Consider the following 24,477-nt stretch of genomic DNA (forward strand, 5'->3'; position numbering starts at 1 on the left):
CCTTGTGCTTTTTTGAGCAATCTTCGCATAAGCTTGAACCATGGATTCCCGTGGACGACCCCGTAAGGGACTACGTTGGGAGGTGTGTTCGAGTGTTGCGCAGAAAATGGGGCAAGGGTATTACCTTTACATTTTTACGAAATGGGTCACTTCCAAAGCCAGTTCCTCGTAGATGGGGAAGAGGGTTCTCTTTATTCCGTAGTGGATCTACACCGAAGCCAGTTCCACGTAGATGGGGTTCACGTCGAAGGTTTTCTGCTCTAGGTGGTGGATCAGCCTATACACCTGTGAAGAAATGGGCATCTAACCGGCCACCTCGCAAGAAGATGAGGCGTAAGCACTTCTGGTTAATCACGATGCTCGTTGTTCTGTTCCTGACGATTCAAGCTTCGATTTTTCTAGATCGAGAGCTACGTGACCCCCTCATGTTCTTAGCCAAAATCCGTGTGAAGCAATTGGCAACGGAAGCCATCAATACGGCCATCCAAGAACAGATTGCACAAACCGCCGACTCGGATAAAATGATTCGGTGGAAGACGAGCGTCGATGGTAAAATTACCGGCTTTGAGATCGATTACAAGCAACAGATGGCGATTACGGCCAAGACTCTCGATATCGTTAATCAAGTGTTGAAAGAGCATGAAGATGTCCCGGAACGTATTCCTATTGGACATGCGCTTAACAGTCCGATTATTTCTTCCTTCGGACCTAGCGTAGCCGTGAAATTTCACCCAGCAAGTGTCGTTAAAGTCGACGTGGAAACCGAGCAAAGTGAAGCAGGCATTAATAATCTTTTGGTGGAAGTATACGTACGTATTCGCACGGAAATCGCTGTCGTGGTCCCCTTCGATAAGGAGCCTGAAATTATCGAAACCAAAATTCCACTTTCCTACGCGATGGTTGTCGGTGATGTTCCAACTTATTACTACGATAATAACGGTAATCCGGTTGGTAATGGTGCGGCGCAAGCCCCGGCAATCGCATTACCAAATAAGCCGGAGTTAGCTCTACCCGCGCAGGAAACTCATTAACAGTCCGACCTTGTCCTGAATAGGGATAGGGTCGGATTTTCTTTTTTTCGATGTTCACAAATGTTCGTAAATGTATGATAAAATATAAACGAACAAAAACAAACTAATGGGGGTATTGAATTGGAAATCAGACACTCTTCAAATCCAGCAGACGCGAAGCATTATGATACAGCGAGGCTGCGTCAGCAGTACTTAATAGAAAACCTTTTTGAAGTAGATCAAATTAAAATGGTATACAGCCACGACGATCGCATGGTCATTGGTGGAGCATTTCCGATCAACGAAACGTTAACGCTGGAAGCTAAGGATGTTCTGAAAACGGATTATTTTCTAGAGCGCCGTGAAGTTGCCTTCATTAATATTGGTGGAGAAGCAGCTATTGAGGCGGACGGTGTTTGCTACACATTGAACAAGCTGGATACCTTGTATGTAGGGAAAGGGACCAAAGAGGTTAAGATCTTAAGTGCGAATGCTGAGCCTGCTAAAATTTATTTCTGCTCTGCACTTGCTCATGCAACGTACCCAACTCGTAAGGTTTCCGTGCAGGAAGCGAACACACTGAACCTTGGATCACTTGAAAGTTCTAATGAACGTACCATCCATCAAATTGTTCATGAGGGTGGAATTCAGTCTTGTCAGCTCATGATGGGAGTCACTCTGTTCAAGCCAGGAAGTGTATGGAACACGATGCCAGCCCATCTTCACGATCGTCGTATGGAAGCTTATCTTTATTTCGATATGAATGCGGATGCACGCGTATTTCATTTCATGGGTGAAGTAGACGAAACTCGTCATCTCCTTGTGGCGAATGAGCAAGCGATTATTTCGCCGGCTTGGTCCATCCATTCCGGAGCAGGGACAAGCAGCTATGCGTTTATTTGGTCGATGGCCGGTGAGAACTATTCGTTCAAGGATCAGGAGTTCATCCCTATGGATGTGTTAAAGTAGAAGCAACTGAATTCGGGAGGAATACCCCATTTATGCTTGCCATTACACGCCACCAATCGATACTTGAATTGTTACAGGTACAAGGAACCGTTCAGGTGTCCGAATTAAGTGAACAGTTTTCGGTTACGCCTAAGACGATTCGCGAGGATTTAGAGAGACTAGAAGAGAAGGGTTTGCTCAAAAGGATCCATGGAGGCGCGATAAGTCACAGCGATGAAGTCGAGCCGATGCTGCCTTTGCAAATTCCGAATAAGAAGCATTTGCAGGAGAAGGAAGCCATCGCCATTCACGCTCTTCGCTATATTCAGCAAGATGACGTGATTGCGCTTGATGTGGGGAGCACAACTCTTGAGATCGCCAAGCTGCTTCCTAATCTGCCGCTCACTGTATTAACGAATGATCTATTGATCATTCGCGAGCTTATGATGAAGGAAAACATTCGTCTTGTTGTCCCAGGAGGATATCGGCATCGCAATGTGCTGATCGGTAACGAAGCTCTCGAGTGGCTTACCCGATTAAATGTACAAAAGCTATTTTTATCGGCAACAGGCATTCACGATAAATTCGGGTTATCCGTGTTTACTGGAGAATTACTCGATTTGAAAAAAGCTTATTTGTCTGGTGCCAAAGAAATCTATGGAGTTGCCGATCATAGTAAGTTCGATCGTGCAGCGCTCCAAACCTTCGCCACCTTGCAAGATCTGGATGTCTTAATTACAGACGACGGGCTCGATGAAGAAATACTTCGTCGCTACGAAGAGGGAGGCTTGGTGAAAATTGAAAGAGCAGCAACGTCATTTATTTGATCTGAAGGGCAAGATAGCGATCGTTACCGGAGCGGGACGGGGATTAGGCCAAGCCATCGCCACTGGACTCGCCGAAGCTGGAGCGAATCTCGTGCTCGTCACGAATCGCACCTCGGCAGAGGCAACAAAAGAGAAAGTCGAAGCTCTCGGTAGGAAAGCGACGATTGTTCAAGTCGACGTAGCCGACCGTAGCAAGCTTGCTTCCATTATAGATGCAGCTATCGAGACGTTCGGAGGCGTAGACATCCTCGTGAACAATGCTGGAATTATTCGCCGCACTCCCGCAGTGGAGCATGCATATTCCGACTGGCAGGAAGTGTTGGACGTTAACTTAAACTCTGTGTTCGTCCTTTGTCAGCTTGCAGGAGAGCTTATGCTTGAACAAGGCTATGGCAAAATCATCAATATAGCCTCGATGCTCTCATTCCAGGGTGGAATCAACGTTCCTGGCTATACAGCGAGTAAGCACGCGGTAGCTGGTTTGACTAAGGCGCTTGCCAACGAATGGGCCTCCAAGGGCGTGCAAGTGAACGCGATCGCACCTGGTTATATGGCAACTGACAATACAGAAGCCTTACGGAGCGACCCGGCCCGCAGCCGGCAAATTCTTGACCGTATTCCTGCGGGCCGCTGGGGTAGCGATGAAGATATGATCGGTCCAGCTATATTTTTAGCCTCAGATGCATCGAATTACATGAATGGACATGTACTTTGCGTGGATGGCGGTTGGATGAATCGCTAGCAATCGCGTGTAATTCCACGTGCGATTCAAGCTCATTGGCTCACGCGTAACGTCTTGCGTTCTTCGCGTTCCCATCGGCGGAGCAAAGGATAAGGATCGAATGCCCACTCCACAAGACCTCTATCTCGGTATACACCGTAGTGCAGATGCGGAGGGAATTTCCCCTGTGTTCCAGGACGTCCGTATCCTGAACTGCCAACCCATCCAATTGTTTGACCTGGCCGGACAATGTCTCCGGCCTTTAGCTTTTTATCGAAGCCGGACAAATGCGCATAGTAGTGATACAAATTGTTCAAATCACGTATCCCAATTCGCCAGCCTCCGTAAGCATTCCAGCCTTTGATTTCAATCACGCCATAACTCGTACTACGTACAGGCACCCCGTGGTTTGCAAAAATATCCGTTCCTTCGTGCACTCGTTTTCCACCCCAACCCCGACTGTAGCCCCATGTACTGCGGAAGGAGTAAATGCTTTTTAACGGAAGTGGAAAGGCGTGCTCGGATAAGTCTAATCGATCGAAATGCTTGTATAGCTTGGCGAATTGCAAGACTCGCTGGACGGCTCTCGTATTGTGATAATACTCCCACAGCCCGATGCTGAAATCATCCTCCGCGCTTCCATATTTGAGCGCTTGAGCCGCTACGGAATAGAGCAGGTCCTCGTCCGTTCTGTGGTCGGCAATCCCATCTCCTGATCCATCCTTACCAATCCCGTGAAAAAACTGTATGGAGGTAGGGTTCGTATCCCCTTTCTCCGGATTCAGATAACCACTCCAATTTGTATCTGTTACGTAAATCCCAGTAAGTGCGTTCTCGCGGAGCGGCCTTGTCTTGGGGTGAGCTTGTGATAACGTACGTTCATATTGATCGATCGCCGCAATAAACGACCATTCTAAACCGGTTTTGAGGCTAATGGCTTCATAAAGCTGCCTCCGTTGCTTACTATCCACTGCCTTTCCTGTATTTCCCTTGTCTGAGCCATATACCTTTGAACCGATTCCACCCATGCTAAGAGTAATCAGGATGGCCAAAATCAAAATGGATACATGGATTTTAGTTAACCCGCTGCAATTCCGCCAATATCGCATTGATGCCCCTCCCTCGTGTAAACATGTAGAAGTAGGGTTTACAGATCATTGGTTTTTATCCGAATCATGCTATAATAAAAAGGACAGAAAGAGAGGAATCGTAATGACGACTAACGCTAAACCGCGCAAACCCGAGTGGCTGAAAATAAAACTGACCACAGGAGAGCCGTATCAAGAGCTCAAACAAGTGATGCGAAGTAAGACACTTCATACTGTTTGCGAAGAGGCGCGCTGTCCGAATATATATGAGTGTTGGGCTAATCGAACAGCAACGTTTATGATATTGGGTGATATTTGTACCCGAGCATGTCGTTTCTGCGCGGTAAAAACTGGCTTACCTACAGAGCTTGACTTACAAGAGCCAGAGCGGGTAGCAGAGGCTGCAGAGCAAATGGGATTAAAGCATTGCGTAGTCACTTCTGTTGCAAGGGATGACTTGAAGGACGGGGGAGCTTCCATATTCGCCGCAACAGTTCAAGCTATTCGTAAGAAACTTCCCTTCTGCAATGTAGAAGTGCTCATCCCAGATTTCTTGGGCAATCGCGATTCCTTACAAATCGTAATGGACGTTAGTCCAGATATCCTGAACCACAATATCGAAACCGTTGAACGGCTATCGAATCGTGTACGGGCTAAAGCAAAGTATAGACGGTCGCTTGAGCTCATTAAGCGTTCCAAAGAAATGAAGCCAAACATTCCAACGAAATCCAGTATTATGCTTGGCTTAGGTGAAACCTATGAAGAAATTTTACAAGCCATGGATGATCTTCGTGCGGTTGATTGTAATATCCTTACTTTAGGTCAATATTTACAGCCATCATCTTCTCATCTGGACGTCGTACGTTATGTTCACCCGGATGAATTCGCTGCCTTAAAAGTTGAAGGACTGAATCGCGGATTTTCACATGTAGAATCTGCACCGTTCGTTCGCAGCTCATATCATGCTCACGAGCAAGTCAAATCGGCGGAAGCTAGGACAACCAGCCTTCGAGAGGAGAGCCTAACATGATTTTCATGGCAGGTGGCAACGCATACTCACTGTTGCATGAACATAAAAGTGGATGGAATCCGGAAGCTTTCCGGGAAAGATTTAGCGAAGTATTGGAGCGTTTTGATTTTATCGTAGGAGACTGGGGTTACAACCAGCTTCGACTTCGCGGCTTTTATAAAGAAGGACATCCTCGTGCGACGAAGGAAAGTGTAATTTCCAGCTTCGTTGATTACATTAACGAATATTGTAATTTCGGCTGTGCTCACTTTGTTTTGACTAAGCTGGATAGCAATGCGTTGCCCCCTGATGTTGAGATCTCGCAAGAGGGAGTAGAAGAGGCGATCATTGCAGCCTTACCAATAAATGAGAACGGTGAACAGGCTTCCGAGACAGCGGCAGAGACAGCTGCTGCTCTAAGTGGGGGTCCTATTATGCGATGGCCGCTTAAAGAACGTGCAGGCGGTCCAGTTCGAGTTCCGAATGTAACGGTTTCGGCTGTGGCAAGGGCTGCTGCTGATGCTGAGCGTCGCAATGCAGGCGCTAATGCGAATCAGAATGCACAGTCAAACACTTCTTCGGGATCTTCCGCACCTTCTAGAGGTAATCATCCAAGACAAGGTCAAGACAACAACTCGAATAACTCTCGTCAAGCACGTCCCTATAACGGTCCGAATAATGGAGAACGCCGTCCTCAGCCGCAAGGTCAAGGTGGCGGAGGACAAACCTCAAATAAACCATCCTATCCTCCGAGAGGACCTCGTCCGCAAGGTGGAGAACAGGCCAATCGAGCTGTTGAGGATAACCGAAGCTCAGATGTAGGTAATGAAGCTAGCGGTCGCGCTGAAGGTTCTCGTAATGATAACCGTTGGCCTGGGAAAAATCGCCGTCGCAAAAGCTTCGGCGGCAAACCTAACAGTCGCCCGGATGGAGCTCCTCGTCCGGATGTCGGCAGCCCTAGATCAGGTGAATAACTGCGCGTGAATGATAATGGCCATCCCCAGTAATTATGGGGATGGCCATTTGTTGTTTTACATGGAGCCGCCGATAAAGGCTTCTCGTACACGGTTCCAGAAGGGGTATGGGCGATATCTTGCGAACGTAATTTTACTTTCGGCCACTCTACACGTAATGGAGCTAACGCCAGACATTTGCAAGACCAGATGATCGATTCCGATGTACAGCTTTTTCTCTGGGTCAGGGACGATATCACAATGATGATGCTTTGGTAAAATCATAGATGAGCCTAGCGTCCGGTATACGCGATTATTGATGGAGGCGATTTCCGCAATTTGCAGAGCTTCCAGTGAAGGGTGGAGGATAGCGCCACCGAGGCTTTTGTTATAGCCCGTACTACCCGTAGGGGTAGATATGACGATGCCATCCCCTCGGAACATCTCGAAGGGCTCATCATTAATATGAAGAGCAGCCACTAAGGTGCCATCCACACTTTTTAATGTAAATTCATTTAACGCGAGATATACAGTTCTCCCAGACGAGGTCGAAATTTCAACCTGCAGTAAAGGATATTGAACCTTTTGAGGTGTGGAGGAAGCCATTAAATCTAATAATTCAGTTAGCTCATCCTTTTTCCAATCGGCATAAAATCCAAGGTGCCCGGTATGTATCCCCACGAAGGATACATTAGCTAGCTGATCCTTGAATCGTTGATATGCCTGCAGAAGAGTACCATCGCCACCAATTGAAACCACAATATCTGGCGAACTTTCATTCACCGTAAATCCCCTGGCTTTCGCTAGGGTATGAAATTCCTCCGATAATGCCCGGGATAATTGGTCTCCCCGATCAAGCAATGCATATTTCAAACCAGGCCGCTCCTTCCAACTAATCCCTGTTGTTGCTGTAACTTGACGATTACGCTTGCTTCGATCATAAACAATAACGTCAGGGAATTCAATGCTTCAGCATTTTTCGCGTCACGATTGCGATTGAACCTGCAATGACGATAGCGGTAATCATCAACAAGAACATTAATGGGAGCCAGGTGAAGAGTGGGAGCCCCCCAAGTAAGCTAGGATGGAGTGATGTGAAGTTTGAGGAGAAATTCGGTAAAGCCTTTAAAGCTGTAGCTGCAGTCTCTTGAATTGGAAATAACGGCCAGATTAAATAGACGAGCAGCATGGCAATAAATCCGTGAATGAACCGTGCCCATGCAAAAGGGAGGTACCGCCATTCTGTACGGCTCATTAAGCCGGCTACCTGAGCGTGGACGGACAAGCCAGCCCAGGAAAGGATGAAGGCAGCGGCGGCAACACGATCGATTAAAGGAAGAGCGACATCGGCCGCTGCAGCCTTCGCGCCAAGCGTTACTTCGAACGCTCCATTTACGAATGCTGGAGCTAAATTTGGAGATAAGTTGGCCAATTGCAGCAAACCAGCCGTTGTGTCGCGAAATAGGGACAACAGCCCGCTATGAAGAAGAAGATCCAACGTTGCGGAGAAGAAGACGACCAAGCCGCCTACGATGATCATCAAGGTGAGTGAGGATTGTAAGGATTGCTGTAGCAATACACCGAAAGGCCGACCATCTGCAAGACGAGCCTGGTGCATAGCCGATAATGCAGCGCGTATTCTATTTCCACTATGTGGAGTTGCAGCTTCTAACTCGGTAGCGGCTCCATTGCTCCCAAAGCGGAAGCGGGAGCCAAGTCCAAGAAGCAGAGCACCGCTATAATGAGCGATTGCAAGGACAGGAGCAGCTTGTAAGCTTCCAAAGAAACCGATGCAAACTGCACCGATCAAGAAAATAGGGTCGGATGTTGTGGTCATTGCAACAAGACGTTCGCCTTGATTTTTGGTCACTAGCTTCTGCTCCATTAAACGGGAGGTTAATTTGGCTCCAATGGGATATCCGGAAGCAAAACCAATCGCAACGATAAAGCCGCCGACACCCGGAAGTCGGAACAAGGGACGCATGAAGGGATCAAGCAACGTCCCTGCGAGATGTACAATTCCGAACCCAAGCAGAAGCTCCGACAGTACAAAAAAGGGAAACAAGGCCGGAAACAATACCTCCCACCATACGGACACTCCTCGCAAGGAGGCAGTCATGGCAATTGGAGCGTTCGTTATCGCTAACCATCCTATTAATATAGAAGTTCCGCCGATGGCTAGGATGCTCGCCATCATGAATAGGCGAGACGACTTTTCTTGTTCGTGTTCCAGATCGCCCATCTGTTTATTCCCCCAATCAAATCATGCTTCTTGTCCAATATATGTAAGGGCTCGGACAATCTTTCCGTTGTTAAGACAAGTAAGCTATTTTTCTTATGTAATCGTTTACAAAAAGTCGTGAAGTCTTTGAAAGGTTATGGTACAATGGAACTAGGAAATCGGAAGTTAACTGCGCAAGTCAAATTCATCGGAGCTGGAGTGATGAGAATGGCAGGAATCGTTGCAGGATTAATTGTATGCGCTTTCGTATACGTCATTCGGGAGTCCTTGGTACAGCCAGAAGAAGAAATGTGAGCCCTAATAATTCCTTACGGCGGGTTGCCGCTTCTGATCGCCCTTAGGGGCGATTTTTGTGTTTGTAGGAGAGGTTGGCTGTTCCTTTATGGTATAATAGACCTTGCATTATGGACTTGGATGGGTAGGACAATAAGTCTATATTTCATTACTGATGCATGGGAACGGTCGACAACCTGTGGTCTCATAAATAGGAGGAACAAATGTCTAGCTACGCCTCACATTACGAAGCGCTAGGGGGCGCTGACGCGATACGCGACATCGTTACAAGATTTTACTCCAAGGTGCAATTGCATCCACTATTAGCTCCGCTGTTTCCTGAGGACATTAATCCTGTCTTGGAAAAGCAATATTTATTTTTAACTCAATTTTTTGGCGGGCCTTCCTTGTATTCTGATGAATATGGGCATCCCATGATGCGGGGGCGCCATATGCCGTTTCCGATCACACCTGAAAGAGCTGAGGCATGGCTCGCGTGTATGGCAGCTGCGCTTGCTGAAACCTCTATCCCGGAAGTACTCCAAGAGGTAACGATCAAGAAATTGTCCGGTCCGGCTAATCATTTTGTCAATACAGAATCAGACTGATCAAGCCATATAATGGGGGTAATATCGTGGAACCGCTATTTCAAATTACGATAAAATGTATTTGTTGCGAGGAAAGCTTTAACACCTCACGAGTGCGGCCAAGCTTGAAGAAGGCCATGAAATCCGATACGGATTTTTGCTCCTACTATAAAGTCATTAATCCCGATTTTTACGTGGTTAGAGTTTGTCCTATGTGTGGTTTTTCGACGACGGAAAATTTTGCCGAACATATTAATGACAAACAAAGAGCGGCTTATTACGAGAAGATCGGGAGTCACTGGCAATATCGCGATTACGGAATGGAGCGTTCGGCGGCCGAGGCGATGGAATGCTATAAGTTATCGTTACTTACCGCTCAAGCTGTTGGGGAGAAGGATCGGGTTATTGCAGCGTTGTTACATCATATCGCATGGTTGAATCGGTATGAGGGTAAGCAACAGCAAGAGGACCGATTTATTAAGTTTGCTTTAGATGCCTATATCAGGGTATATGAAACGGAGCGGGATTCCGTTAGTAACGCAAGGCTGATGTATTTGATCGGCGAGCTTAACAGACGATTGGGAGAAAAAAATGAAGCGGTGAGATGGTTTAGCCGGGTCATCAATGACAAAAAAATTGTCGATGCCTCGATGATCCGCGCAGCACGTGAGCAATGGCAATATATGCGTGAAGAAATGACAGGCCGCGGGGAACAACTGCCTGAGGAAATGCTTGAAAGCAGTAGTTAAGCGACCTGTCGCTTATTTTCCACGAATTGGGCGGTTTGCTAATAAGTAATCCTGATCTGCATCGATAAGCCGAAGGCTACCATGGCAGCAAGGGAATACGAGCATAATCTTACGAGCGCCCCCATACATATCCTTAATGTCATTAGGCTTTAATGGAATAAGAACGTTAGAACGTTTGCAGAATGGACACTCTTGTACAAATACATCATTCATGATGATATCGTATGGCAAGCAGTTACGTAGTGGAATCATGATCAAGCCCCCTTATACGTATATAAACATACAACAGGGGAAGAACGAAGTGCAATGGAAACGAACGGAGGAATCAAGAAATGAACGAGGGGTTATCTTTAAAGTGGAACCTAGAGTCCCTATTTCCCGGTGGCTCTTCCTCCACACAATATGCGGTGTTCGTTGAGGAGGCTGAAGCGCTTTGCGGGTCTTTGTTGCAGGAGCTACAGCAGAGTGATGACACTGTGCCGGATAATGAACAACTAGCCGCATGGACAGAGCAGCTTCAGAATGTGCTATCCCGACTGAGGGAGGCGGATGCCTTTGTGTCCTGCTTAACTTCTCAGGATATGAGCGATAAGCGTGCCGTTGCTTGGACAGAGCGGATTCAGACGCTTAGCGCGCGCTCGAAGCAGGCGCTGGATTTGTATGATGCTAAGTTAGCTTCAGTACCGGAGCCGCTTTGGCAAGCATGGCTTGAACAGTCAGACACGAAACCGATCCTATTCTCACTTAATGAACGACGGGATTCAGCCAAGGATAAGCTCCCACCTGCATTAGAAGCTGTGGCAAGTGAGCTTGCTATAAATGGTTATCATGGGTGGGGAGAGCATTATAATACGATTGTTGGACGGATTTCTATCCCTTGGGAGGGAAATGGGGCTTCGGTTCAGCTTTCAGTGGGCCAAGCGGCTAATAAACTAGATGATCCCGATCCCGCTGTTAGGGATTTAATGGCTACGAAGTGGGAAGAAGCTTGGGCCAGTCAAGCTGATTTGAGCGCCGATGTATTAAATAGGCTAGCAGGCTTTCGCCTTAAGCTATACGGGATGAGAGGCTGGGATGATCCACTAAGAGAACCTCTTCGGATTAATCGTATGAGCCGTGAGACGTTAGATGCGATGTGGACTGCAGTGGAAGAGAGCATTGAACCGTTGAAGCGTTATTTGGAGCTGAAAGCTAGTCGCTTAGGAAAAGAGAAATTATCTTGGCAGGATGTGGATGCTCCGCTAGCGACTAATCAAGCGAAAATCCCATACGATGAAGCTGCTCAAATTATTACGGATGCTTTTCAACAGTTTTCACCGAATATGGCCAAGCTTGCTCAGACCGCATTCGCGGATCATTGGATTGAAGCAGAGGATCGCGCTGGCAAAAGGCCAGGAGGCTTCTGTACAAGCCTTCCGCTAAGTCGCCAGAGTAGAATCTTCATGACCTATTCGGGAACTCCGGGAAATGTATCAACATTAGCGCATGAGCTTGGTCATGCTTATCACGGTCAACTGGTTGAGGATCTTCCCCCATTGGCCCAAGATTATGCGATGAATGTTGCGGAGACTGCCTCGACATTCGCTGAAGCACTTGTGAGTGATGCGTTGCTGCGAAGAGCACAAAGCAAGGAAGAAAAACTAGCGTTGCTGGATGATCGCTTACAACGTGCTGTCGCTTTTTGTATGAACATTCGTGCACGGTTTCTTTTTGAGACTCGTTTCTATGCGCGTCGCGCTTCTGGGATGCTGGAAGCGTCCGAATTGATCGAGCTGATGGTGGAGGCACAGAAAGAAGCATTCGGAAATGCACTAGGAAGCTGGCATCCCCACTTCTGGGCATCGAAGCTGCACTTCTATATTACGGATGTACCTTTCTATAATTTCCCGTATACGTTCGGTTACTTATTTAGCACCGGACTAGTTGCCGTAGCGGAGCGAGAAGGCGATTCATTCAGCACTCGTTATGACCAATTGCTTCGTGATACAGGAGTTATGTCTGTAGAACAGCTAGCCTCAAGTCATCTTGGTGTTGCATTGGATCAGGAGCAATTCTGGAGAGATGCTGTAGCAAGAGTTGTGAAGGATGTAGAATCATTCGAACAATTGTGTAAGTCATAGTCAGAGCCATTTCGACAACCTTCACCCTAAGACAAAAGGTGAAGGTTGTTTTTTGTTGCATAATAAACCAGAAATAGACAAAATGATTGAAATTTTCTAAAAATTCAGTTACAATGAGTCCTAAGTCGTGATAGGTAAGACCTATTAAATAATTGAAAAATACAAAGGAGGAGAATGATGACTTTGGAGCGTATGTCTTTAGCTCGTCAAGTGGATGTTGCATTAGAGAAACTGAGTGGAGAATTAAAAGGATTGAGCGCGGGCACAATTGTATTGCAAATTCGTGACGATGCGGTCGGCAGATTCGGTATTCGCCATCTCCCAGTGGATTGTGGAACTCAAGAGCAGGGCACTTCAGGGATGTCACCCTCACAGGTATTAAATCTAAGACGGCTGGCTATCGAAGCACTTAAACATAAGAGTGGATGGACGCATGGAGAAATCTCTTACGATTTTGGATTGAAGCAGGGGCAAGTGTACGTGAGCGTGCTATTCGAGTCGAACTACAATATGGCAAATGTATTGTTTCGATATTCTCCGAAAAATCGAGATCGCAGAGAAGCTTCTAACGAATAATGGTCTTACATAATCAAATCCGGCATCCTCTAAGGAGAATGTCGGATTTTTCTGTGAGTAAGTATTTATGGAGGTTAAAAAGTTTATCGACCGGAGCGGCCAATGAGCTGCTGTTCTCCCATTTGAATGAGACGGCGGGTAATTTGTCCTCCGATGGAGCCGGTTTCACGAGTTAACATATTGCCGTAATAACCATCTTGCGGAAGCTGAATACCTAACTCCTGGGCAACTTCATATTTCAATTGTTCCAATGCTTGTGCAGCTTGAGGAACGACGAGGGAATTTCGACGTGAAGCCACTATCGCTCACCTCCTTTTCACGTAGTATGGACTTTATTGGGAGCACTATGCATTTCAAGGGAACGTTTCCATTATTAATTTTGGATATTTTGTTTTTTCTTAACCGAAATCAAGGTCTGGAGTCACATAGGGCTCGTCAGGTGGAGCGATCTTAACGACTTTACTGACATCGAGCTGGATAATCTCTTGGCCATGATAGGAGGTCGTACCAAGCTTCCCTGTAACGGTTACCCATTCATCGGTTGCGAGGAGATAGGCTTTATTGAATTTCACCATGACGCCGAAGGGGGAAGCATCTGCGGAGCAGCATGAAACTGCAAAACGGCTCACTCCGAATCGATTACGCTCCATCCCCTCTTCACGATAGACAAACCCACTTAGCTCAATGGTTTTCCCGAGGAATGCATTTCGATACAAATCAATTGTCGTCAAGGCTTCAATATATTGCTTATCGGTTACTTGAATAAGATTTTGCTTAATGAGTTGCTTACCGAAATGGGCATAGCTTTCTGTAAATTCATCTGAAGGAAACATGCGATCTAGTGCCGCAGCAGAATGTAAAGGTTCGACAGTATCCTTAGGTTCAATATCAATATCATCGAATTGAATAAGCGGGCTTGTATCTTCTGAGGATTGCTCTGTAATGGTCAACTGCTCGCTTTCTAGGGGATAAGAGTGAATGGATACAGAAAGATCAGCGGATGGGTTGACGAGCTGCTGAGGGGCGAACTGAACACCTTTGGCGGTTGCTAAGCTACTTCCAAGCGGTCCATTGGGCAATATGAATCCGATAATTAATGGAAAGGCAAACCAACTGTACAAGAGAATGCTTTTCCCCCAAGTTGCTGGCATCTCATGGTTACAATCGCATGAAAAATCATGAGCATTCTTATCAAGCCACGTTCGTATAGCGGCATAGAATTGCTGTGCTGCAATTGCATATAATCCTAGGGCGGCAAGCTTGACGATGACTTGCATCCGATTTGCAATATAGAGATTAAGATTGCCAGAACGGACAAGATGAACGATGAAGAACGCAAAACCGGCAAGGATTAAAGCTCTAACTAGATAATGGAGTGCCAAAGCGGCTGAGCTCTTATGCATAATGATATCCCTCCCTTATACGAAGCCCAGATGATCGAACAAAATGGAACCGGCTAATACGAGTATCGCGATTAATAAACTAAACTTCAGAACGAACTTTTTGCGGAAAACAGCTAGCATCATTAATGTGTTCTTCAAATCGAGCATTGGCCCGAATACGAGGAAGGACAGAAGTGCTGCTGGGGGAAACATATTGCTGAAGGATGAGGCTACAAATGCGTCAGAGGTAGAGCATAGCGAGAGAGCATAGGCGAAGCCCATCATGAAGAGATGGGACATGAGTTCTTGATCTGCAACTGCTGCGAAGGACGCGCGGGTAACTAAAGTTTGCATAAGCGCGGTGATCAATGAACCTAGAATTAAATATTTACCCATATCGAAAAATTCTTCGGCGGCATGTGCGGGGGTGTCGGCAAGCTTCTTGATGAGGCTACCTTTACCCTGTGGTGGATGTTCGTGGTGATGATGCTCGTGGCTGTGAGTATGGTCATGGGTATGAGCAACGCTGTGATTATGCGTGTGTTCATGTCGCTCAGCCTTTAAGGGATTCTGTTTCATAAAATAGTACAAGATGAGTCCAATAGTGACCGACACCAAGAAAGCTAAATAGAACCGCGAGTAAGCCAGGTCTCTGTTTGTCCGAAAAGCGGCCATGGTTGCTCCAAAAACAACAGGATTAATAATGGGTCCCGCAACGATATAGATGATTCCTATGTAAGCTGGCAGCCCTTTACGGATGAGTCTCCGAACGATGGGGATCATGCCACATTCACAGAGGGGTAAAATAATGCCAAGTAAGCTACCGAACAACACTCCTGCAATCGGATTGCGAGGTGTTAGCTTTTGAATAAGTTTGTCCGATACGAAAGATTGCAGAAGCGCTGAAATGAACACTCCGACAAGGAGGAAGGGTAACGCTTCGAGTATGATGCTGAGAAATACGATTTTGAAGTTTTGTAGCTCTCCGGCATCGAAGCTCCACTGTGACAAGTCCCTTCCAAAGAAAATCAAGATTATAAGTGCTGCGCAGCAGATAGTAGCAGCTACGGTTGCCATTCGCATGAGTACATTAGGCACTGTATCACTTCCTTATCGATATATAAGTTCCTATCCCTAATAGGTTGACAATGCACTTATGAGGGGTATAATGAGTAACAACTAAAGTATATTCGGCGTTGAAGAGAACAAGTACGCTTGGATGGAGCGCTCCCAGAGAGCCGGTGATTGCTGGAAGCCGGTACGCTTGCCTTGCGGAATGGGTCTTGGAGCTGAGAGCGAAACGACGGGCTAGCGGAGTGGGTTAAACCCCAGCTGTGATCGCGTCCTATGTTCTCCGATTGTTCCCCGTTAATGGAACTGAAGGTATTGCGACACAGGTGGTTAATGGGTTGTGATACGAATTAGGGTGGTACCACGGCTTTCTCGTCCCTTGCGGAGGAGGGCTTTTTTTGTTTTCAAAAATAGAAATAAGGGAGTTCGATGACTATGACTACACGCCAACGCGTATTATCAGGTATTCAGCCTAGTGGCAAGCTTACATTAGGCAATTATATTGGTGCTATGAAAAACTTCGTGGCTTTGCAGCATGAACATGATTGCTTCTATATGATTGTTGATTTGCATGCCATAACGGTGCCACAGGATCCTGCCGCCCTTCGTGAGCAAAGTGAAGCAGTAGCGGCGCTATTCGTAGCTGCCGGTCTTGATCCTACGCAAGCCTCTATCTTTATGCAATCTCACGTCCCGGCACATGCGGAGCTCGGCTGGTTATTAACGACTATGACGTATATGGGCGAGTTGGAACGTATGACTCAGTTCAAAGATAAATCAGAAGGTAAGGAAGCGGTCGGTGCAGGTCTGTTCGTGTATCCATCGTTAATGGCTGCAGATATTCTTCTCTATAGATCTCATCTTGTTCCAGTAGGTGATGATCAGAAACAGCATTTAGAGCTTACTCGGGATTTGGCAGGGCGATTTAACCACCGTTACGGAGAGACATTGGTCGTTCCTGAACCGTTCATTCCTAAAGTAGGTGCACGGATTATGTCCCTGGACGATGCTTCCAAGAAGATGAGCAAGAGTAGCCCTAACGCTGGTAGCTTTATTACCCTTCTAGATACGCCAGATGAAATTCGCAAAAAAATATCCCGAGCCAAGACGGACTTGGGTCGGGATGTCCTATTCGATGTTCAGAATAAGCCGGAAGTTAGTAATCTCATGACGATTTACGCACAGTGCTCTGGTCAAACGCTTGAGCAAATTCAAGCTACCTATGAGGGTCAAGGTTATGGGGCATTTAAGAAGGATCTCGCTGAAGTCGTCGTGCAAGCACTTGAACCCTTGCAAAGTAAATACAAGGATATTCGGGCTTCAGGAGAAATTCATCACATATTACGCGAAGGTGCGGAGCGTGCTAACACAGTAGCGGAAGTCACTCTACGCGAGGTTAAGGAAGCTATGGGTTTCTTGCCGCGTGGTGGGCATTAAGGATTTTTAGAATTTTTTTTTCGCAGCTTTGCTTTAACTACGAATCCGAAACCTGTCATACAGAGACTTAAGGTTGCGAACAAGAGCGCTAGCCAACCGTTGTTACTTAAGGAGAAAGCGGTAGCGAGCAAGAGTACAATAGAAACAACAGCAAACAAAAGCGACAAAGATTTACTCATTATTTCACCTCGCATATTTTCCTTCATTTCTAGCATACTAAGTTGGCAAGCTTGCAAACCAATCATCTAGTCGAAGGGAGATTTTAATCATGGCATCAAGTAACCAACTAGTAGTACCGCAAGCGAAAGCAGCACTGCAAAGTATGAAGATGGAAGCAGCTCAATCTCTAGGAGTTCAAATTCCTGCGGATGGATATTACGGTAACGTAACATCTCGCGATGCTGGTTCACTCGGTGGTTATATCACCAAGAAACTTGTGCAAATGGCTGAACAACAACTTTCCGGTCGCTAAGGACGAATAGTCCAGCACCGAAAGCCCGAGGAAAGCCCTCGGGCTTTTCATATTGTGCGCTTATAGGGGGCAAACGTCAAGCGGGAAACCTCATGATGAAGGCTTCCCGCTGCGATTTAGTAAGTATTCATATGGAGTCTTTTTTCCAGCCGTTCATCACTTAACCATCCGACATAGGACGTTAGGGGAACGAGGTTTAAATCCATCAAAACGACGGCGACGAAAGGGAATTGCTTACGATAACGATAGCGGACATCGACCCAACGGACCTCATAGCCCCAAGTCTGTGGCTTAATGTGACCGCATGGGAATGGGGTGACACTTAAGAATGCCTGCACATCGGGATGCTGCTTGGAAGCTTCAATCGCGGGGTGCTCGTCACATTTTAATACATCGAGCCATTTCATTCGTCCGTGATCCCATTCTCCGATCCCATAGGTGCAATCCTTGGAAATCCTAACTAGATTCCAGCGATATAGCGATACGGTAGGAAGTAACGAATAGGTGTCTCCAGCTTGATAGTCGGGATCCTTTTGTGGCATTTTCCGTAATAACCGGTGATGAACGAGTGTCCGCCAACAGTAATAGACGCCCAACAGGATATAGAGTGTCGGGAAGATAGCCTGCGGAGCTGCAATCCCGGTCACCCATAATAAAATGGCGAGCAGATGTGTGGAAAAAATAAAGGGATCGAAGATATGAATGATATTCCACGCGATCCACTTCCTGCTAATGGGTCGAAAGGCTTGTGTACCATAAGAATTAAACAAATCCGACAACACATGTACAACAACGGCAAGTAAAACCCAGAATCCGATATGCCACCATGGAATGCTTCGGAAGATCAAGGACACGATTGTCGTAATAAGCGCTGCCCAACCAATAATAGCTGGGAAGGAGTGGGACAAACCACGGTGATTTTTGATATAATCGGCATTGCTTTTGAATCTCAGTAAACCATCTAAATCTGGTGCGTTTGATCCTGCAATTGTGCCAATCAGAATGGCAAGTGGACCATAGGTGTGTGAAGTGATTGTGGGATCCAGCATGGCAAGTCCACCTAATCCCAAGCCGAACACGAGATGCGTGCCGGAGTCCATGAGCTCAGCCCCCTTTGTTTCAGTATGGACGCCTTAACGAAAAAGTATGAAGGAAAGGATGATAAAGCTTGATCCTCTTTTGCGAATATGTCATACCTGAAATTCACCAAGAAGCATTTACGGCATGGGTACATTCTTTTCCAGAGCAATGGCGGGGCATCAAAATTTGCGAAAACACAGCTCAGCCTGGGGTATATGTAGAAATCCAGTCTGCTGCGACTGTGGAAGAGGCAGCTGAAAAAGAAAAAGAACGCCGCGAGGGACGTTCATGGGGTGAGATGGAGCAATGGGTCAAAGGGGGACGAGAAGGCCTCAGAATCTGGACCTTCAGACCGCTTGAGATTAACGAGTCGGCATAGAGCCGAATGGAAGTGTGTAATTGATTGGCTCATCGAAGGTAATATAATCCAAGTTCAATGTAAGCAGCAAGTAACGTTTGCCAGTGACAGGATCGCTAATAATAATATGGTCGCGACCAGCTGCCTCTAATACGCCTTTGAATATTTTGGCATTCCATTCGGAGTTGTTTTCATAAGTCATGTACAATGTGGCTACTTTGCCTAGATTCATTCGAAGGATATTTTCTACATAGGATTCTTCTTGAACCGGAGCAGGAAATGTCATTCCGTTTGGAGTCATCGGGATACCAGCAGGAATCTGTGGAGGTACGGTCGACTGCATCATCATATTAGGCATCATTTGGGTACCAGCCACATTCATAGGTACCATTTGGTTACTAGGCATGCTCATCGGCATCATTGTATTTTGAGCTTGAGCTTGCGGATAAGTTGGCCAAGGCATTTTATTATTGTTTAACATTGTAAATCCTCCTCTAAATTAATAAACGGATGGACAATCTGCAACTGTCGGGGCAAAGAAACAGTGTGCCTTGTATCTTCCAGTGTTTGCTTGGTCATACCAAGTACCAGGGCAGCCTCCGGCAGGACGGAAAAACCATAAAGCATTAGATGCGGGATGCTGGTGTTCGCCATTAATGACTCGTTCGGCAAGTCTAACGTCCCTCTCTCGAGCCTTTTGGTAAAAGTAGGGTTTCTGAACAGCCTCGAATCCGCCTGGAGATTGGTAAACCATGTCGGGGATTGAGCGAATATTCTTGAAATCCATACAATTGCCTTTGACTCTATTCACGCCAACATTACCGACCATGAGCATACCTAACTCGCCCTCACCTTCGGCTTCGGCGCGCATGAGGCGGGCTAACATTCTCGTATTCTCGCTGTTAGTCTTGATGACGGCCAATTTGCATGCCACCTTCCTTGTCAAGTCGCCCATGTGTTTCCCTTTGGCATTAGGCGATTGTCGCAATACAGTGTATTTAGGCGGTCTGCAATGTGTGACTATAGAGTGGAATGATTTTTGTGTAATTGTTTGCATCTTCTTCACAGGTAGTGGCGATTTGATGAACTCAGAGGGGCGAACGTTGTCAATACTTGAACATATGGGGTATCATTGAACAAACATCAGGATAAGTTTTTTGCTTGTAGAAAGGAGGGCTCCAGTGCTTAAAGATCTTGTGGCTTTAACTAAGCCAGGAATTATTAGGTTGAATTTATTTGCAGCATTCGGCGGCTATTGGGTCGCATCCAAGTGGGAGTGGGGGGTTATTTTTAGCTGGCCTTTGCTTTGGATGCTTCTTGGATCTACGCTAACTATGGCCTCCGCCTGTGTTTTTAATAATTACTATGATCGTGAGCTCGATTTGAAAATGGAGCGGACTCGCAATCGTGTACTTCCTCAGAACAGAATGTCCTCTCGATTCGTATTAGGATACGCGATCATTCTTGGGGTAGCGGGGTTAGCCATTTTGTTCACTTTGGTGAACGTAAGAGCGGGTTGGCTAGGTCTGTTGGGGATGTTCGTCTATGACGTGATCTATACGATGTGGCTTAAACGGAGCTCTACATGGAGCACCTCGATTGGTGGAGTGTCTGGTGCAATGCCACCTGTCATCGGTTATGTAGCGGTTACGAATGAAATTGATGCTGGGGCTTGGATTTTATTCGCCTTGCTATTCTTATGGCAGCCTGCTCACTTCTGGTCGCTTGCCATTAGACGTAAGGAAGAGTACAAGGCAGCGGGATTCCCATTATTGCCTGTTGTTAAAGGTGTGACTCGTACGAAATGGCAGATGCTACCGTATATTTTGTTGCTTATTCCGACATCCATCTTGATGTTCTACTATGATTACGTAGGTGTTTATTTCCTTACGTTATCCGTTGGGATAGCTGCGATATGGTTTATCCATGCGGTATCCGGTTTGCGCGCCAAGGATGATACGAAATGGGCGAAAGCTGATTTTATGATATCGATTAACTATTTAATGATTATGTTTTTAGCTATGATATTGGATACGAACGGGGTGTAATTCGAAATGGATCAAAATAAAGATGAGCAATCGAAGGTTCAAGAACAATCAGTCGATAACACGAACTCGATTTCAGCGGACGTGACGGCAACCCCGCAACGACCTTGGTTGAAACGCTATGGGTTCTCTTTAATCATGCTTGCTTTGTGTATCGTTTTAGGCTATTTCATCATAGATCAGCAAAATGGTAATAAGGGTGAAGAGCTCAGTGTTAAACAAGCGGGCGTTGAGTTTTCTTATCCGGATACGGACGGCAATACGGTTACATTGAGTAACACGAATGGCAAAGCTCGTCTTCTGTATTTCTTCTTCGCTAACTGTCCGGACGTATGTCCACCAACAACAGCGTTGATGTCGCAAGTACAGGATGAATTGATTGAAGATGAAGTGTTCGGGGATAAAGTTGAGTTTTTGTCCGTCACAATTGATCCTACACACGATACGACAGAGGTTCTGAAGGAATATTCAGATCGGTTTGGTGCTGATCCGAAGGGTTGGAAGTTTCTCCGCGGGGACGAGCAGAAAACGGCTGAGTTAGCGAAGGAATACGGTATTCTTGTGAATAAAGATAAAGACGGCAACTTCGGGCATATGAACCTGATCGTATTGCTGGACAAGGATGGACAGGTTCGCGAATGGATTTCTGCCAATGATTATATATTAGAGGGCGAAAATAATTTAAGCCCAAGCGATATGGCCAAAATTATCAAAAGTGTATTGTAATTATTTATTAATTTAGGAGAGCTACTTCCGACGGTCTGTATAGATCATTGGAGGTAGTTTTTTTGCTTTTATGTGGATCTTTGGGAATGGGCTGCTTTGGTGGGCTAGAGCTCGGTGTCACCTCACCAAGGAGCATTTGGGTCAGGATATATGATGTATGACTCAAGCCCTGCCTTTTCCAACTGCTGAATGAGGTATTCCTCAGGTGTCCCTTCAACCCCACTATAGCCCCGGCGAGTGTAAATATGATCAGCGTCTGGGAAAACATCGCGAAGTACACCTCTAATCCGCCGACCGGATGAATCAGGATCGGTAAACAAGAAGACGTGGCGGTCACCGACCATCTTACGCAGTGCCTCTATCCGATTCGTATTCAGAGTCCCGAATGTGCAGTGAATCGGTATTTCAGGGGAGAGTACACGAGAGAGACGGCTTTTATCATTTTTACCTTCGACGATTATTACTGCATGCATGGCAATCCCCCCGCATCGTGACGGAATGATGTGATAGTCTATATTCGAATATTGTAACATGGCTTGTCCGAATTTATAGCAGACAACAATCGAAGGGCGGCAGAGAAGTACAAAGCAGCCCTTCATTGGGTGGCGTGGGATTAATATGCGCGCAATACAATAACAAGTAAAATAAATATGACGAGTACAATGGTAGTAGTCGTTCCGAACCCATTTAGGGATTGGGACATGATCTTCACTCCTCTTGAGTCATCTGATTAAACATCCGCTCACTTCACACGAATCAGCTATAGGCATAGGCCATAGTGCATGATATGCCCAGATTATCGCCCTTGAGTGTGCGAATACCCAGATGAATGATAATTGAGTGAATTGATCGCTCCTTGATCACATTGATCTCTCGCAGATCTCTTTGATACCTCGCTACACCCGTTATTCTCCCAACTTGCTCATCAGCTCCCTGTAGCAGGGGGGATTGAAGCGTTCGTGTTCCAGTTTTCATGGAAGGATGGACGTGGGAATAAAAACACCAATGCGATCATTAGAGAGAGAAAGGACAGGAAATAAGGCGAGAAATGATCTCGAACTGCCCCAGCTGCAACCGGCCCGAGGAATGAACCAATGGATAATGAGATGGATAAAATGGAGAAGGTTCGTCCATATCGAGAAGGGCCGCTTAATTGCAGAAGGAATGAGGTCATCGCAGGGAAGACAACTCCTTTTCCAATCCCAAGGATGAACAATAGAACTAACATAGAAACAGGCCAGTCGGAAGCTAAGCCATAATAACAGAAGGCAATTAACAACAAGCTTACGACTGTGCGAGCGTACGGTAAATAACGGTTTAGAAACAGCATGCTGAGTGTGACAAGGGCACCGAGGCTCACGACAGAGAATAAAATTCCTGTGTCCATTATGGTTGCACTGTCCATGCCGCGTAGGGGTAATTCAAACGACAATATCCCTTGAGCACATGCTAATCCAATGGGGAGAGCGAAGATGGACCAAGGAAAGCTAGTCTTCGATCCCTCTTGCGTATTCGTCATTGGATTTTCCTTAAGCTCAGATACAGGGGCAGTGGATTTCTTCAAAGCTGCAGCGACTTCCTCCGGAGTTCGGATAGGCTCCTTCACAAACCAGAGAGATAAGATACCCGTGAAAAGAAGAGTCCATCCTAGGATCGTAAAGGATTGACTAAAGCCTATCGTTGCGGCTAAATAAGCTCCTGCTGCCGGAGAGACAACGGACGCGATCGTATGCACTAGGCCATTACCAGCCATTAGCTTACCTTGCTGAATATGATCCTTCGCAAGTCTGGCGAGTAATGACATACAGGCTGGAGATAGAAAAGCTAAGACGAAGCCGCTTATGGAGCGAACATACAGCAGCTGCCAAGGGTCTGTTACGCGTGCTTGGAACAGCAGCAGAATGCCAGCACCGACCAAGCTGAAGGAAATGAATAGCTTACTGCCGAAGCGGTCTACGACGATCCCGGCGATGAGATTTCCAGGAAGATGGGTTAGGGAGTACATTCCCATAACAAGCCCAATGAACGAAGGGGCGGCTCCGAGAGAGACCGCGAACGGTGTGAGCATCGGGTATTGTGCGTGTAAATCAAAAAATGCGACAAATAAAAATAAATAAAGCCAGATGGCGGTTTTCAATGTCCGCTACCTCCTCATATTGGGGGGATGTTATTACCACTTGTCCGAATAAATGGCTTATCCTACTTGTACGTGCCTTTAGCCGCATATATGACGGTCGTTTACGGAGCGTATGGCGTTACGGTATAATGGGAATAATGTGAGGTTAAAGTGAACAGTTAAATAGGGGGAGAGTAAATGAGTTTCGATTCAGATGCTTGGATTCAATTTGCGCAGGATAATTGGATGGTTATCGCGATTGCCATTGTGGCAATATTTCTCATTATGAAATTGGTCAAAACCGTGATGAAATGGGTATTAGTATTGGTTATCATCCTTGGGATCGTCACTTACGGAGGAATAAGCGTAGATGAACTAAAGGAAGCCGGCACTAAGGTTTCTGAGGAAATTGGTGCAATTGGGGATAAGGTCTCTACTGAGCTTAAGGAGCAAGCGATTAAATCGATGGCTGGCGAAGCGAGTGAAGCAACCTATATCGATAACGCGGATGGCTCCTACTCAATCAAATCGAAAAACTTCGAGCTGTCGGGTGTCCCGAATTCAGGGGAAGTATCTGTTAAGTTCAAGGATCAATCCCTCGGTACATGGAAAATGGAAGGCGCTGTCCGTGACTTCGTTAAGCAAGCACGAGCTTCGGCTAAATAGCTTCAATGAGTGGTCAAGGGT

31 protein-coding genes are annotated in these 24,477 nt (G+C 46.3%); 17 read left to right on the forward strand and 14 right to left on the reverse strand.

Annotated elements, in window-relative coordinates; translation table 11 throughout:
* Positions 1 to 92: 92 nt before the first annotated feature.
* From yunB to kduD, 4 genes are all read left to right on the forward strand, one after another.
* Positions 93 to 1,031 (forward strand): sporulation protein YunB, encoded by a 939-nt coding sequence (gene yunB, locus M1K58_RS15460; RefSeq protein ID WP_256759758.1) that lies wholly within the window; start codon positions 93 to 95, stop codon positions 1,029 to 1,031.
* Between the two features lie 120 nt (positions 1,032 to 1,151).
* Positions 1,152 to 1,979, forward strand: a complete 828-nt coding sequence (kduI, locus tag M1K58_RS15465; protein ID WP_256759759.1) for a 5-dehydro-4-deoxy-D-glucuronate isomerase — start codon at positions 1,152 to 1,154, stop codon at positions 1,977 to 1,979.
* A gap of 32 nt (positions 1,980 to 2,011) precedes the next feature.
* Entirely contained in the window at positions 2,012 to 2,785 is a 774-nt protein-coding gene (locus tag M1K58_RS15470; RefSeq protein WP_256759760.1) for a DeoR/GlpR family DNA-binding transcription regulator, read from the forward strand.
* A complete protein-coding gene (kduD, locus tag M1K58_RS15475) occupies positions 2,757 to 3,527 on the forward strand; it encodes a 2-dehydro-3-deoxy-D-gluconate 5-dehydrogenase KduD (RefSeq protein WP_256759761.1) in 771 nt (256 codons plus the stop codon). Before M1K58_RS15470 ends, kduD begins: the two co-directional genes overlap by 29 nt.
* Before the next feature lie 32 nt (positions 3,528 to 3,559).
* On the opposite strand, the gene M1K58_RS15480 is transcribed toward kduD, so the two are convergent.
* Positions 3,560 to 4,615 (reverse strand): M23 family metallopeptidase, encoded by a 1,056-nt coding sequence (locus M1K58_RS15480; RefSeq protein WP_256759762.1) that lies wholly within the window; start codon positions 4,613 to 4,615, stop codon positions 3,560 to 3,562.
* On the opposite strand from M1K58_RS15480, the gene lipA reads away from it, so the two are divergent.
* On the forward strand, positions 4,566 to 5,624 hold the full coding sequence (lipA, locus tag M1K58_RS15485) for a lipoyl synthase (RefSeq protein ID WP_372339165.1): 1,059 nt from the start codon (positions 4,566 to 4,568) through the stop codon (positions 5,622 to 5,624). The genes M1K58_RS15480 and lipA overlap by 50 nt on opposite strands.
* Positions 5,621 to 6,577, forward strand: a complete 957-nt coding sequence (locus tag M1K58_RS15490; protein ID WP_256759764.1) for a YutD family protein — start codon at positions 5,621 to 5,623, stop codon at positions 6,575 to 6,577. The genes lipA and M1K58_RS15490 overlap by 4 nt, the downstream gene beginning before the upstream one ends.
* Positions 6,578 to 6,634: 57 nt before the next feature.
* Here M1K58_RS15490 and M1K58_RS15495 read toward each other — a convergent pair whose 3' ends face one another.
* On the reverse strand, positions 6,635 to 7,429 hold the full coding sequence (locus tag M1K58_RS15495; protein WP_256759765.1) for an NAD kinase: 795 nt from the start codon (positions 7,427 to 7,429) through the stop codon (positions 6,635 to 6,637).
* Between the two features lie 88 nt (positions 7,430 to 7,517).
* Positions 7,518 to 8,798 (reverse strand): nucleoside recognition domain-containing protein, encoded by a 1,281-nt coding sequence (locus M1K58_RS15500; RefSeq protein ID WP_256759766.1) that lies wholly within the window; start codon positions 8,796 to 8,798, stop codon positions 7,518 to 7,520.
* A 144-nt stretch (positions 8,799 to 8,942) separates the two neighbouring features.
* Between M1K58_RS15500 and M1K58_RS15505 the strand changes: the two genes are divergently transcribed.
* The 3 genes from M1K58_RS15505 (at position 8,943) to M1K58_RS15515 (ending at position 10,407) form a co-directional block, all read left to right on the forward strand.
* Positions 8,943 to 9,092, forward strand: a complete 150-nt coding sequence (locus M1K58_RS15505; RefSeq protein ID WP_256759767.1) for a hypothetical protein — start codon at positions 8,943 to 8,945, stop codon at positions 9,090 to 9,092.
* A 203-nt stretch (positions 9,093 to 9,295) separates the two neighbouring features.
* Positions 9,296 to 9,679, forward strand: coding sequence for a globin domain-containing protein (locus M1K58_RS15510; RefSeq protein ID WP_256759768.1), 384 nt, complete (start codon positions 9,296 to 9,298; stop codon positions 9,677 to 9,679).
* A 26-nt stretch (positions 9,680 to 9,705) separates the two neighbouring features.
* The gene (locus tag M1K58_RS15515; protein ID WP_256759769.1) at positions 9,706 to 10,407 is read left to right on the forward strand and encodes a DUF2225 domain-containing protein; all 702 of its coding nucleotides are present in this window, start codon (positions 9,706 to 9,708) and stop codon (positions 10,405 to 10,407) included.
* A gap of 12 nt (positions 10,408 to 10,419) precedes the next feature.
* On the opposite strand, the gene M1K58_RS15520 is transcribed toward M1K58_RS15515, so the two are convergent.
* Positions 10,420 to 10,659, reverse strand: coding sequence for a hypothetical protein (locus M1K58_RS15520; protein WP_256759770.1), 240 nt, complete (start codon positions 10,657 to 10,659; stop codon positions 10,420 to 10,422).
* A gap of 80 nt (positions 10,660 to 10,739) precedes the next feature.
* On the opposite strand from M1K58_RS15520, the gene M1K58_RS15525 reads away from it, so the two are divergent.
* Together M1K58_RS15525 and M1K58_RS15530 are read left to right on the forward strand one after the other, a co-directional pair.
* On the forward strand, positions 10,740 to 12,527 hold the full coding sequence (locus M1K58_RS15525; RefSeq protein WP_256759771.1) for a M3 family oligoendopeptidase: 1,788 nt from the start codon (positions 10,740 to 10,742) through the stop codon (positions 12,525 to 12,527).
* A 177-nt stretch (positions 12,528 to 12,704) separates the two neighbouring features.
* On the forward strand, positions 12,705 to 13,103 hold the full coding sequence (locus tag M1K58_RS15530; protein ID WP_306220531.1) for an O-methyltransferase: 399 nt from the start codon (positions 12,705 to 12,707) through the stop codon (positions 13,101 to 13,103).
* Between the two features lie 83 nt (positions 13,104 to 13,186).
* On the opposite strand, the gene M1K58_RS15535 is transcribed toward M1K58_RS15530, so the two are convergent.
* The 3 genes from M1K58_RS15535 to M1K58_RS15545 form a co-directional block, all read right to left on the reverse strand.
* Positions 13,187 to 13,402 (reverse strand): alpha/beta-type small acid-soluble spore protein, encoded by a 216-nt coding sequence (locus M1K58_RS15535; RefSeq protein ID WP_256759773.1) that lies wholly within the window; start codon positions 13,400 to 13,402, stop codon positions 13,187 to 13,189.
* A 99-nt stretch (positions 13,403 to 13,501) separates the two neighbouring features.
* A complete protein-coding gene (locus M1K58_RS15540; protein ID WP_256759774.1) occupies positions 13,502 to 14,506 on the reverse strand; it encodes a TIGR03943 family putative permease subunit in 1,005 nt (334 codons plus the stop codon).
* Positions 14,507 to 14,521: 15 nt separating this feature from the next.
* The gene (locus M1K58_RS15545; RefSeq protein ID WP_256759775.1) at positions 14,522 to 15,583 is read right to left on the reverse strand and encodes a permease; all 1,062 of its coding nucleotides are present in this window, start codon (positions 15,581 to 15,583) and stop codon (positions 14,522 to 14,524) included.
* A gap of 408 nt (positions 15,584 to 15,991) precedes the next feature.
* On the opposite strand from M1K58_RS15545, the gene trpS reads away from it, so the two are divergent.
* Entirely contained in the window at positions 15,992 to 16,993 is a 1,002-nt protein-coding gene (trpS, locus tag M1K58_RS15550) for a tryptophan--tRNA ligase (protein WP_372339166.1), read from the forward strand.
* On the opposite strand, the gene M1K58_RS15555 is transcribed toward trpS, so the two are convergent.
* On the reverse strand, positions 16,990 to 17,172 hold the full coding sequence (locus M1K58_RS15555) for a hypothetical protein (protein ID WP_256759777.1): 183 nt from the start codon (positions 17,170 to 17,172) through the stop codon (positions 16,990 to 16,992). The genes trpS and M1K58_RS15555 overlap by 4 nt on opposite strands.
* A gap of 89 nt (positions 17,173 to 17,261) precedes the next feature.
* Between M1K58_RS15555 and M1K58_RS15560 the strand changes: the two genes are divergently transcribed.
* The gene (locus tag M1K58_RS15560) at positions 17,262 to 17,465 is read left to right on the forward strand and encodes an alpha/beta-type small acid-soluble spore protein (protein WP_116062173.1); all 204 of its coding nucleotides are present in this window, start codon (positions 17,262 to 17,264) and stop codon (positions 17,463 to 17,465) included.
* Between the two features lie 116 nt (positions 17,466 to 17,581).
* On the opposite strand, the gene M1K58_RS15565 is transcribed toward M1K58_RS15560, so the two are convergent.
* A complete protein-coding gene (locus M1K58_RS15565; RefSeq protein ID WP_256759778.1) occupies positions 17,582 to 18,565 on the reverse strand; it encodes a metal-dependent hydrolase in 984 nt (327 codons plus the stop codon).
* Between the two features lie 68 nt (positions 18,566 to 18,633).
* Between M1K58_RS15565 and M1K58_RS15570 the strand changes: the two genes are divergently transcribed.
* Positions 18,634 to 18,924, forward strand: a complete 291-nt coding sequence (locus M1K58_RS15570; RefSeq protein ID WP_256759779.1) for a hypothetical protein — start codon at positions 18,634 to 18,636, stop codon at positions 18,922 to 18,924.
* Here M1K58_RS15570 and gerQ read toward each other — a convergent pair.
* Both gerQ and M1K58_RS15580 read right to left on the reverse strand, forming a co-directional pair.
* Positions 18,908 to 19,384: a spore coat protein GerQ gene (gene gerQ / locus M1K58_RS15575; protein ID WP_372339167.1), complete on the reverse strand. Its 477-nt coding sequence runs from the start codon at positions 19,382 to 19,384 to the stop codon at positions 18,908 to 18,910. The two genes, M1K58_RS15570 and gerQ, sit on opposite strands and share 17 nt — an antisense overlap.
* An 18-nt stretch (positions 19,385 to 19,402) precedes the next feature.
* Entirely contained in the window at positions 19,403 to 19,825 is a 423-nt protein-coding gene (locus M1K58_RS15580; RefSeq protein WP_256759780.1) for a cell wall hydrolase, read from the reverse strand.
* A 259-nt stretch (positions 19,826 to 20,084) separates the two neighbouring features.
* On the opposite strand from M1K58_RS15580, the gene cyoE reads away from it, so the two are divergent.
* Positions 20,085 to 20,951 (forward strand): heme o synthase, encoded by an 867-nt coding sequence (cyoE, locus tag M1K58_RS15585; protein WP_256759781.1) that lies wholly within the window; start codon positions 20,085 to 20,087, stop codon positions 20,949 to 20,951.
* A 6-nt stretch (positions 20,952 to 20,957) separates the two neighbouring features.
* Positions 20,958 to 21,674 (forward strand): SCO family protein, encoded by a 717-nt coding sequence (locus M1K58_RS15590; RefSeq protein WP_256759782.1) that lies wholly within the window; start codon positions 20,958 to 20,960, stop codon positions 21,672 to 21,674.
* Between the two features lie 122 nt (positions 21,675 to 21,796).
* On the opposite strand, the gene M1K58_RS15595 is transcribed toward M1K58_RS15590, so the two are convergent.
* From M1K58_RS15595 to M1K58_RS15605, 3 genes are all read right to left on the reverse strand, one after another.
* Positions 21,797 to 22,147, reverse strand: a complete 351-nt coding sequence (locus M1K58_RS15595; RefSeq protein ID WP_256759783.1) for a ribonuclease M5 — start codon at positions 22,145 to 22,147, stop codon at positions 21,797 to 21,799.
* 140 nt (positions 22,148 to 22,287) lie between these two features.
* The gene (locus M1K58_RS15600) at positions 22,288 to 22,377 is read right to left on the reverse strand and encodes a sporulation protein YjcZ (protein WP_256759784.1); all 90 of its coding nucleotides are present in this window, start codon (positions 22,375 to 22,377) and stop codon (positions 22,288 to 22,290) included.
* Between the two features lie 222 nt (positions 22,378 to 22,599).
* The gene (locus M1K58_RS15605; protein WP_256759785.1) at positions 22,600 to 23,811 is read right to left on the reverse strand and encodes an MFS transporter; all 1,212 of its coding nucleotides are present in this window, start codon (positions 23,809 to 23,811) and stop codon (positions 22,600 to 22,602) included.
* A 177-nt stretch (positions 23,812 to 23,988) separates the two neighbouring features.
* Here M1K58_RS15605 and M1K58_RS15610 point away from each other — a divergent pair, with 177 nt between their 5' ends.
* Positions 23,989 to 24,456 carry a hypothetical protein gene (locus M1K58_RS15610; protein WP_256759786.1) on the forward strand — a complete coding sequence of 156 codons (468 nt, stop codon included), beginning with the start codon at positions 23,989 to 23,991 and terminating at the stop codon, positions 24,454 to 24,456.
* The last annotated feature ends 21 nt before the right edge of the window (positions 24,457 to 24,477 follow it).

It is taken from the genome of Cohnella sp. WQ 127256, from assembly GCF_024519285.1.
Taxonomy (GTDB): Bacteria; Bacillota; Bacilli; order Paenibacillales; family Paenibacillaceae; genus Cohnella.

Bases quoted from the DNA above. Each gene is read 5' to 3' on its own strand.
- M1K58_RS15530 (WP_306220531.1), top strand. From the start codon at position 12,705: ATGACTTTGGAGCGTATGTCTTTAGCTCGTCAAGTGGATGTTGCATTA.
- lipA (WP_372339165.1), top strand. From the start codon at position 4,566: ATGGATACATGGATTTTAGTTAACCCGCTGCAATTCCGCCAATATCGC.
- M1K58_RS15480 (WP_256759762.1), bottom strand. From the start codon at position 4,615: ATGCGATATTGGCGGAATTGCAGCGGGTTAACTAAAATCCATGTATCC.
- M1K58_RS15490 (WP_256759764.1), top strand. From the start codon at position 5,621: ATGATTTTCATGGCAGGTGGCAACGCATACTCACTGTTGCATGAACAT.
- M1K58_RS15600 (WP_256759784.1), bottom strand. From the start codon at position 22,377: ATGTCCCAATCCCTAAATGGGTTCGGAACGACTACTACCATTGTACTC.
- M1K58_RS15595 (WP_256759783.1), bottom strand. From the start codon at position 22,147: ATGCATGCAGTAATAATCGTCGAAGGTAAAAATGATAAAAGCCGTCTC.
- M1K58_RS15510 (WP_256759768.1), top strand. From the start codon at position 9,296: ATGTCTAGCTACGCCTCACATTACGAAGCGCTAGGGGGCGCTGACGCG.
- M1K58_RS15590 (WP_256759782.1), top strand. From the start codon at position 20,958: ATGGATCAAAATAAAGATGAGCAATCGAAGGTTCAAGAACAATCAGTC.
- M1K58_RS15540 (WP_256759774.1), bottom strand. From the start codon at position 14,506: ATGCATAAGAGCTCAGCCGCTTTGGCACTCCATTATCTAGTTAGAGCT.
- M1K58_RS15505 (WP_256759767.1), top strand. From the start codon at position 8,943: ATGGAACTAGGAAATCGGAAGTTAACTGCGCAAGTCAAATTCATCGGA.
- M1K58_RS15520 (WP_256759770.1), bottom strand. From the start codon at position 10,659: ATGATTCCACTACGTAACTGCTTGCCATACGATATCATCATGAATGAT.
- M1K58_RS15560 (WP_116062173.1), top strand. From the start codon at position 17,262: ATGGCATCAAGTAACCAACTAGTAGTACCGCAAGCGAAAGCAGCACTG.
- M1K58_RS15500 (WP_256759766.1), bottom strand. From the start codon at position 8,798: ATGGGCGATCTGGAACACGAACAAGAAAAGTCGTCTCGCCTATTCATG.
- gerQ (WP_372339167.1), bottom strand. From the start codon at position 19,384: ATGTTAAACAATAATAAAATGCCTTGGCCAACTTATCCGCAAGCTCAA.
- trpS (WP_372339166.1), top strand. From the start codon at position 15,992: ATGACTACACGCCAACGCGTATTATCAGGTATTCAGCCTAGTGGCAAG.
- M1K58_RS15565 (WP_256759778.1), bottom strand. From the start codon at position 18,565: ATGGACTCCGGCACGCATCTCGTGTTCGGCTTGGGATTAGGTGGACTT.
- M1K58_RS15610 (WP_256759786.1), top strand. From the start codon at position 23,989: ATGAGTTTCGATTCAGATGCTTGGATTCAATTTGCGCAGGATAATTGG.
- M1K58_RS15470 (WP_256759760.1), top strand. From the start codon at position 2,012: ATGCTTGCCATTACACGCCACCAATCGATACTTGAATTGTTACAGGTA.
- M1K58_RS15525 (WP_256759771.1), top strand. From the start codon at position 10,740: ATGAACGAGGGGTTATCTTTAAAGTGGAACCTAGAGTCCCTATTTCCC.
- M1K58_RS15555 (WP_256759777.1), bottom strand. From the start codon at position 17,172: ATGAGTAAATCTTTGTCGCTTTTGTTTGCTGTTGTTTCTATTGTACTC.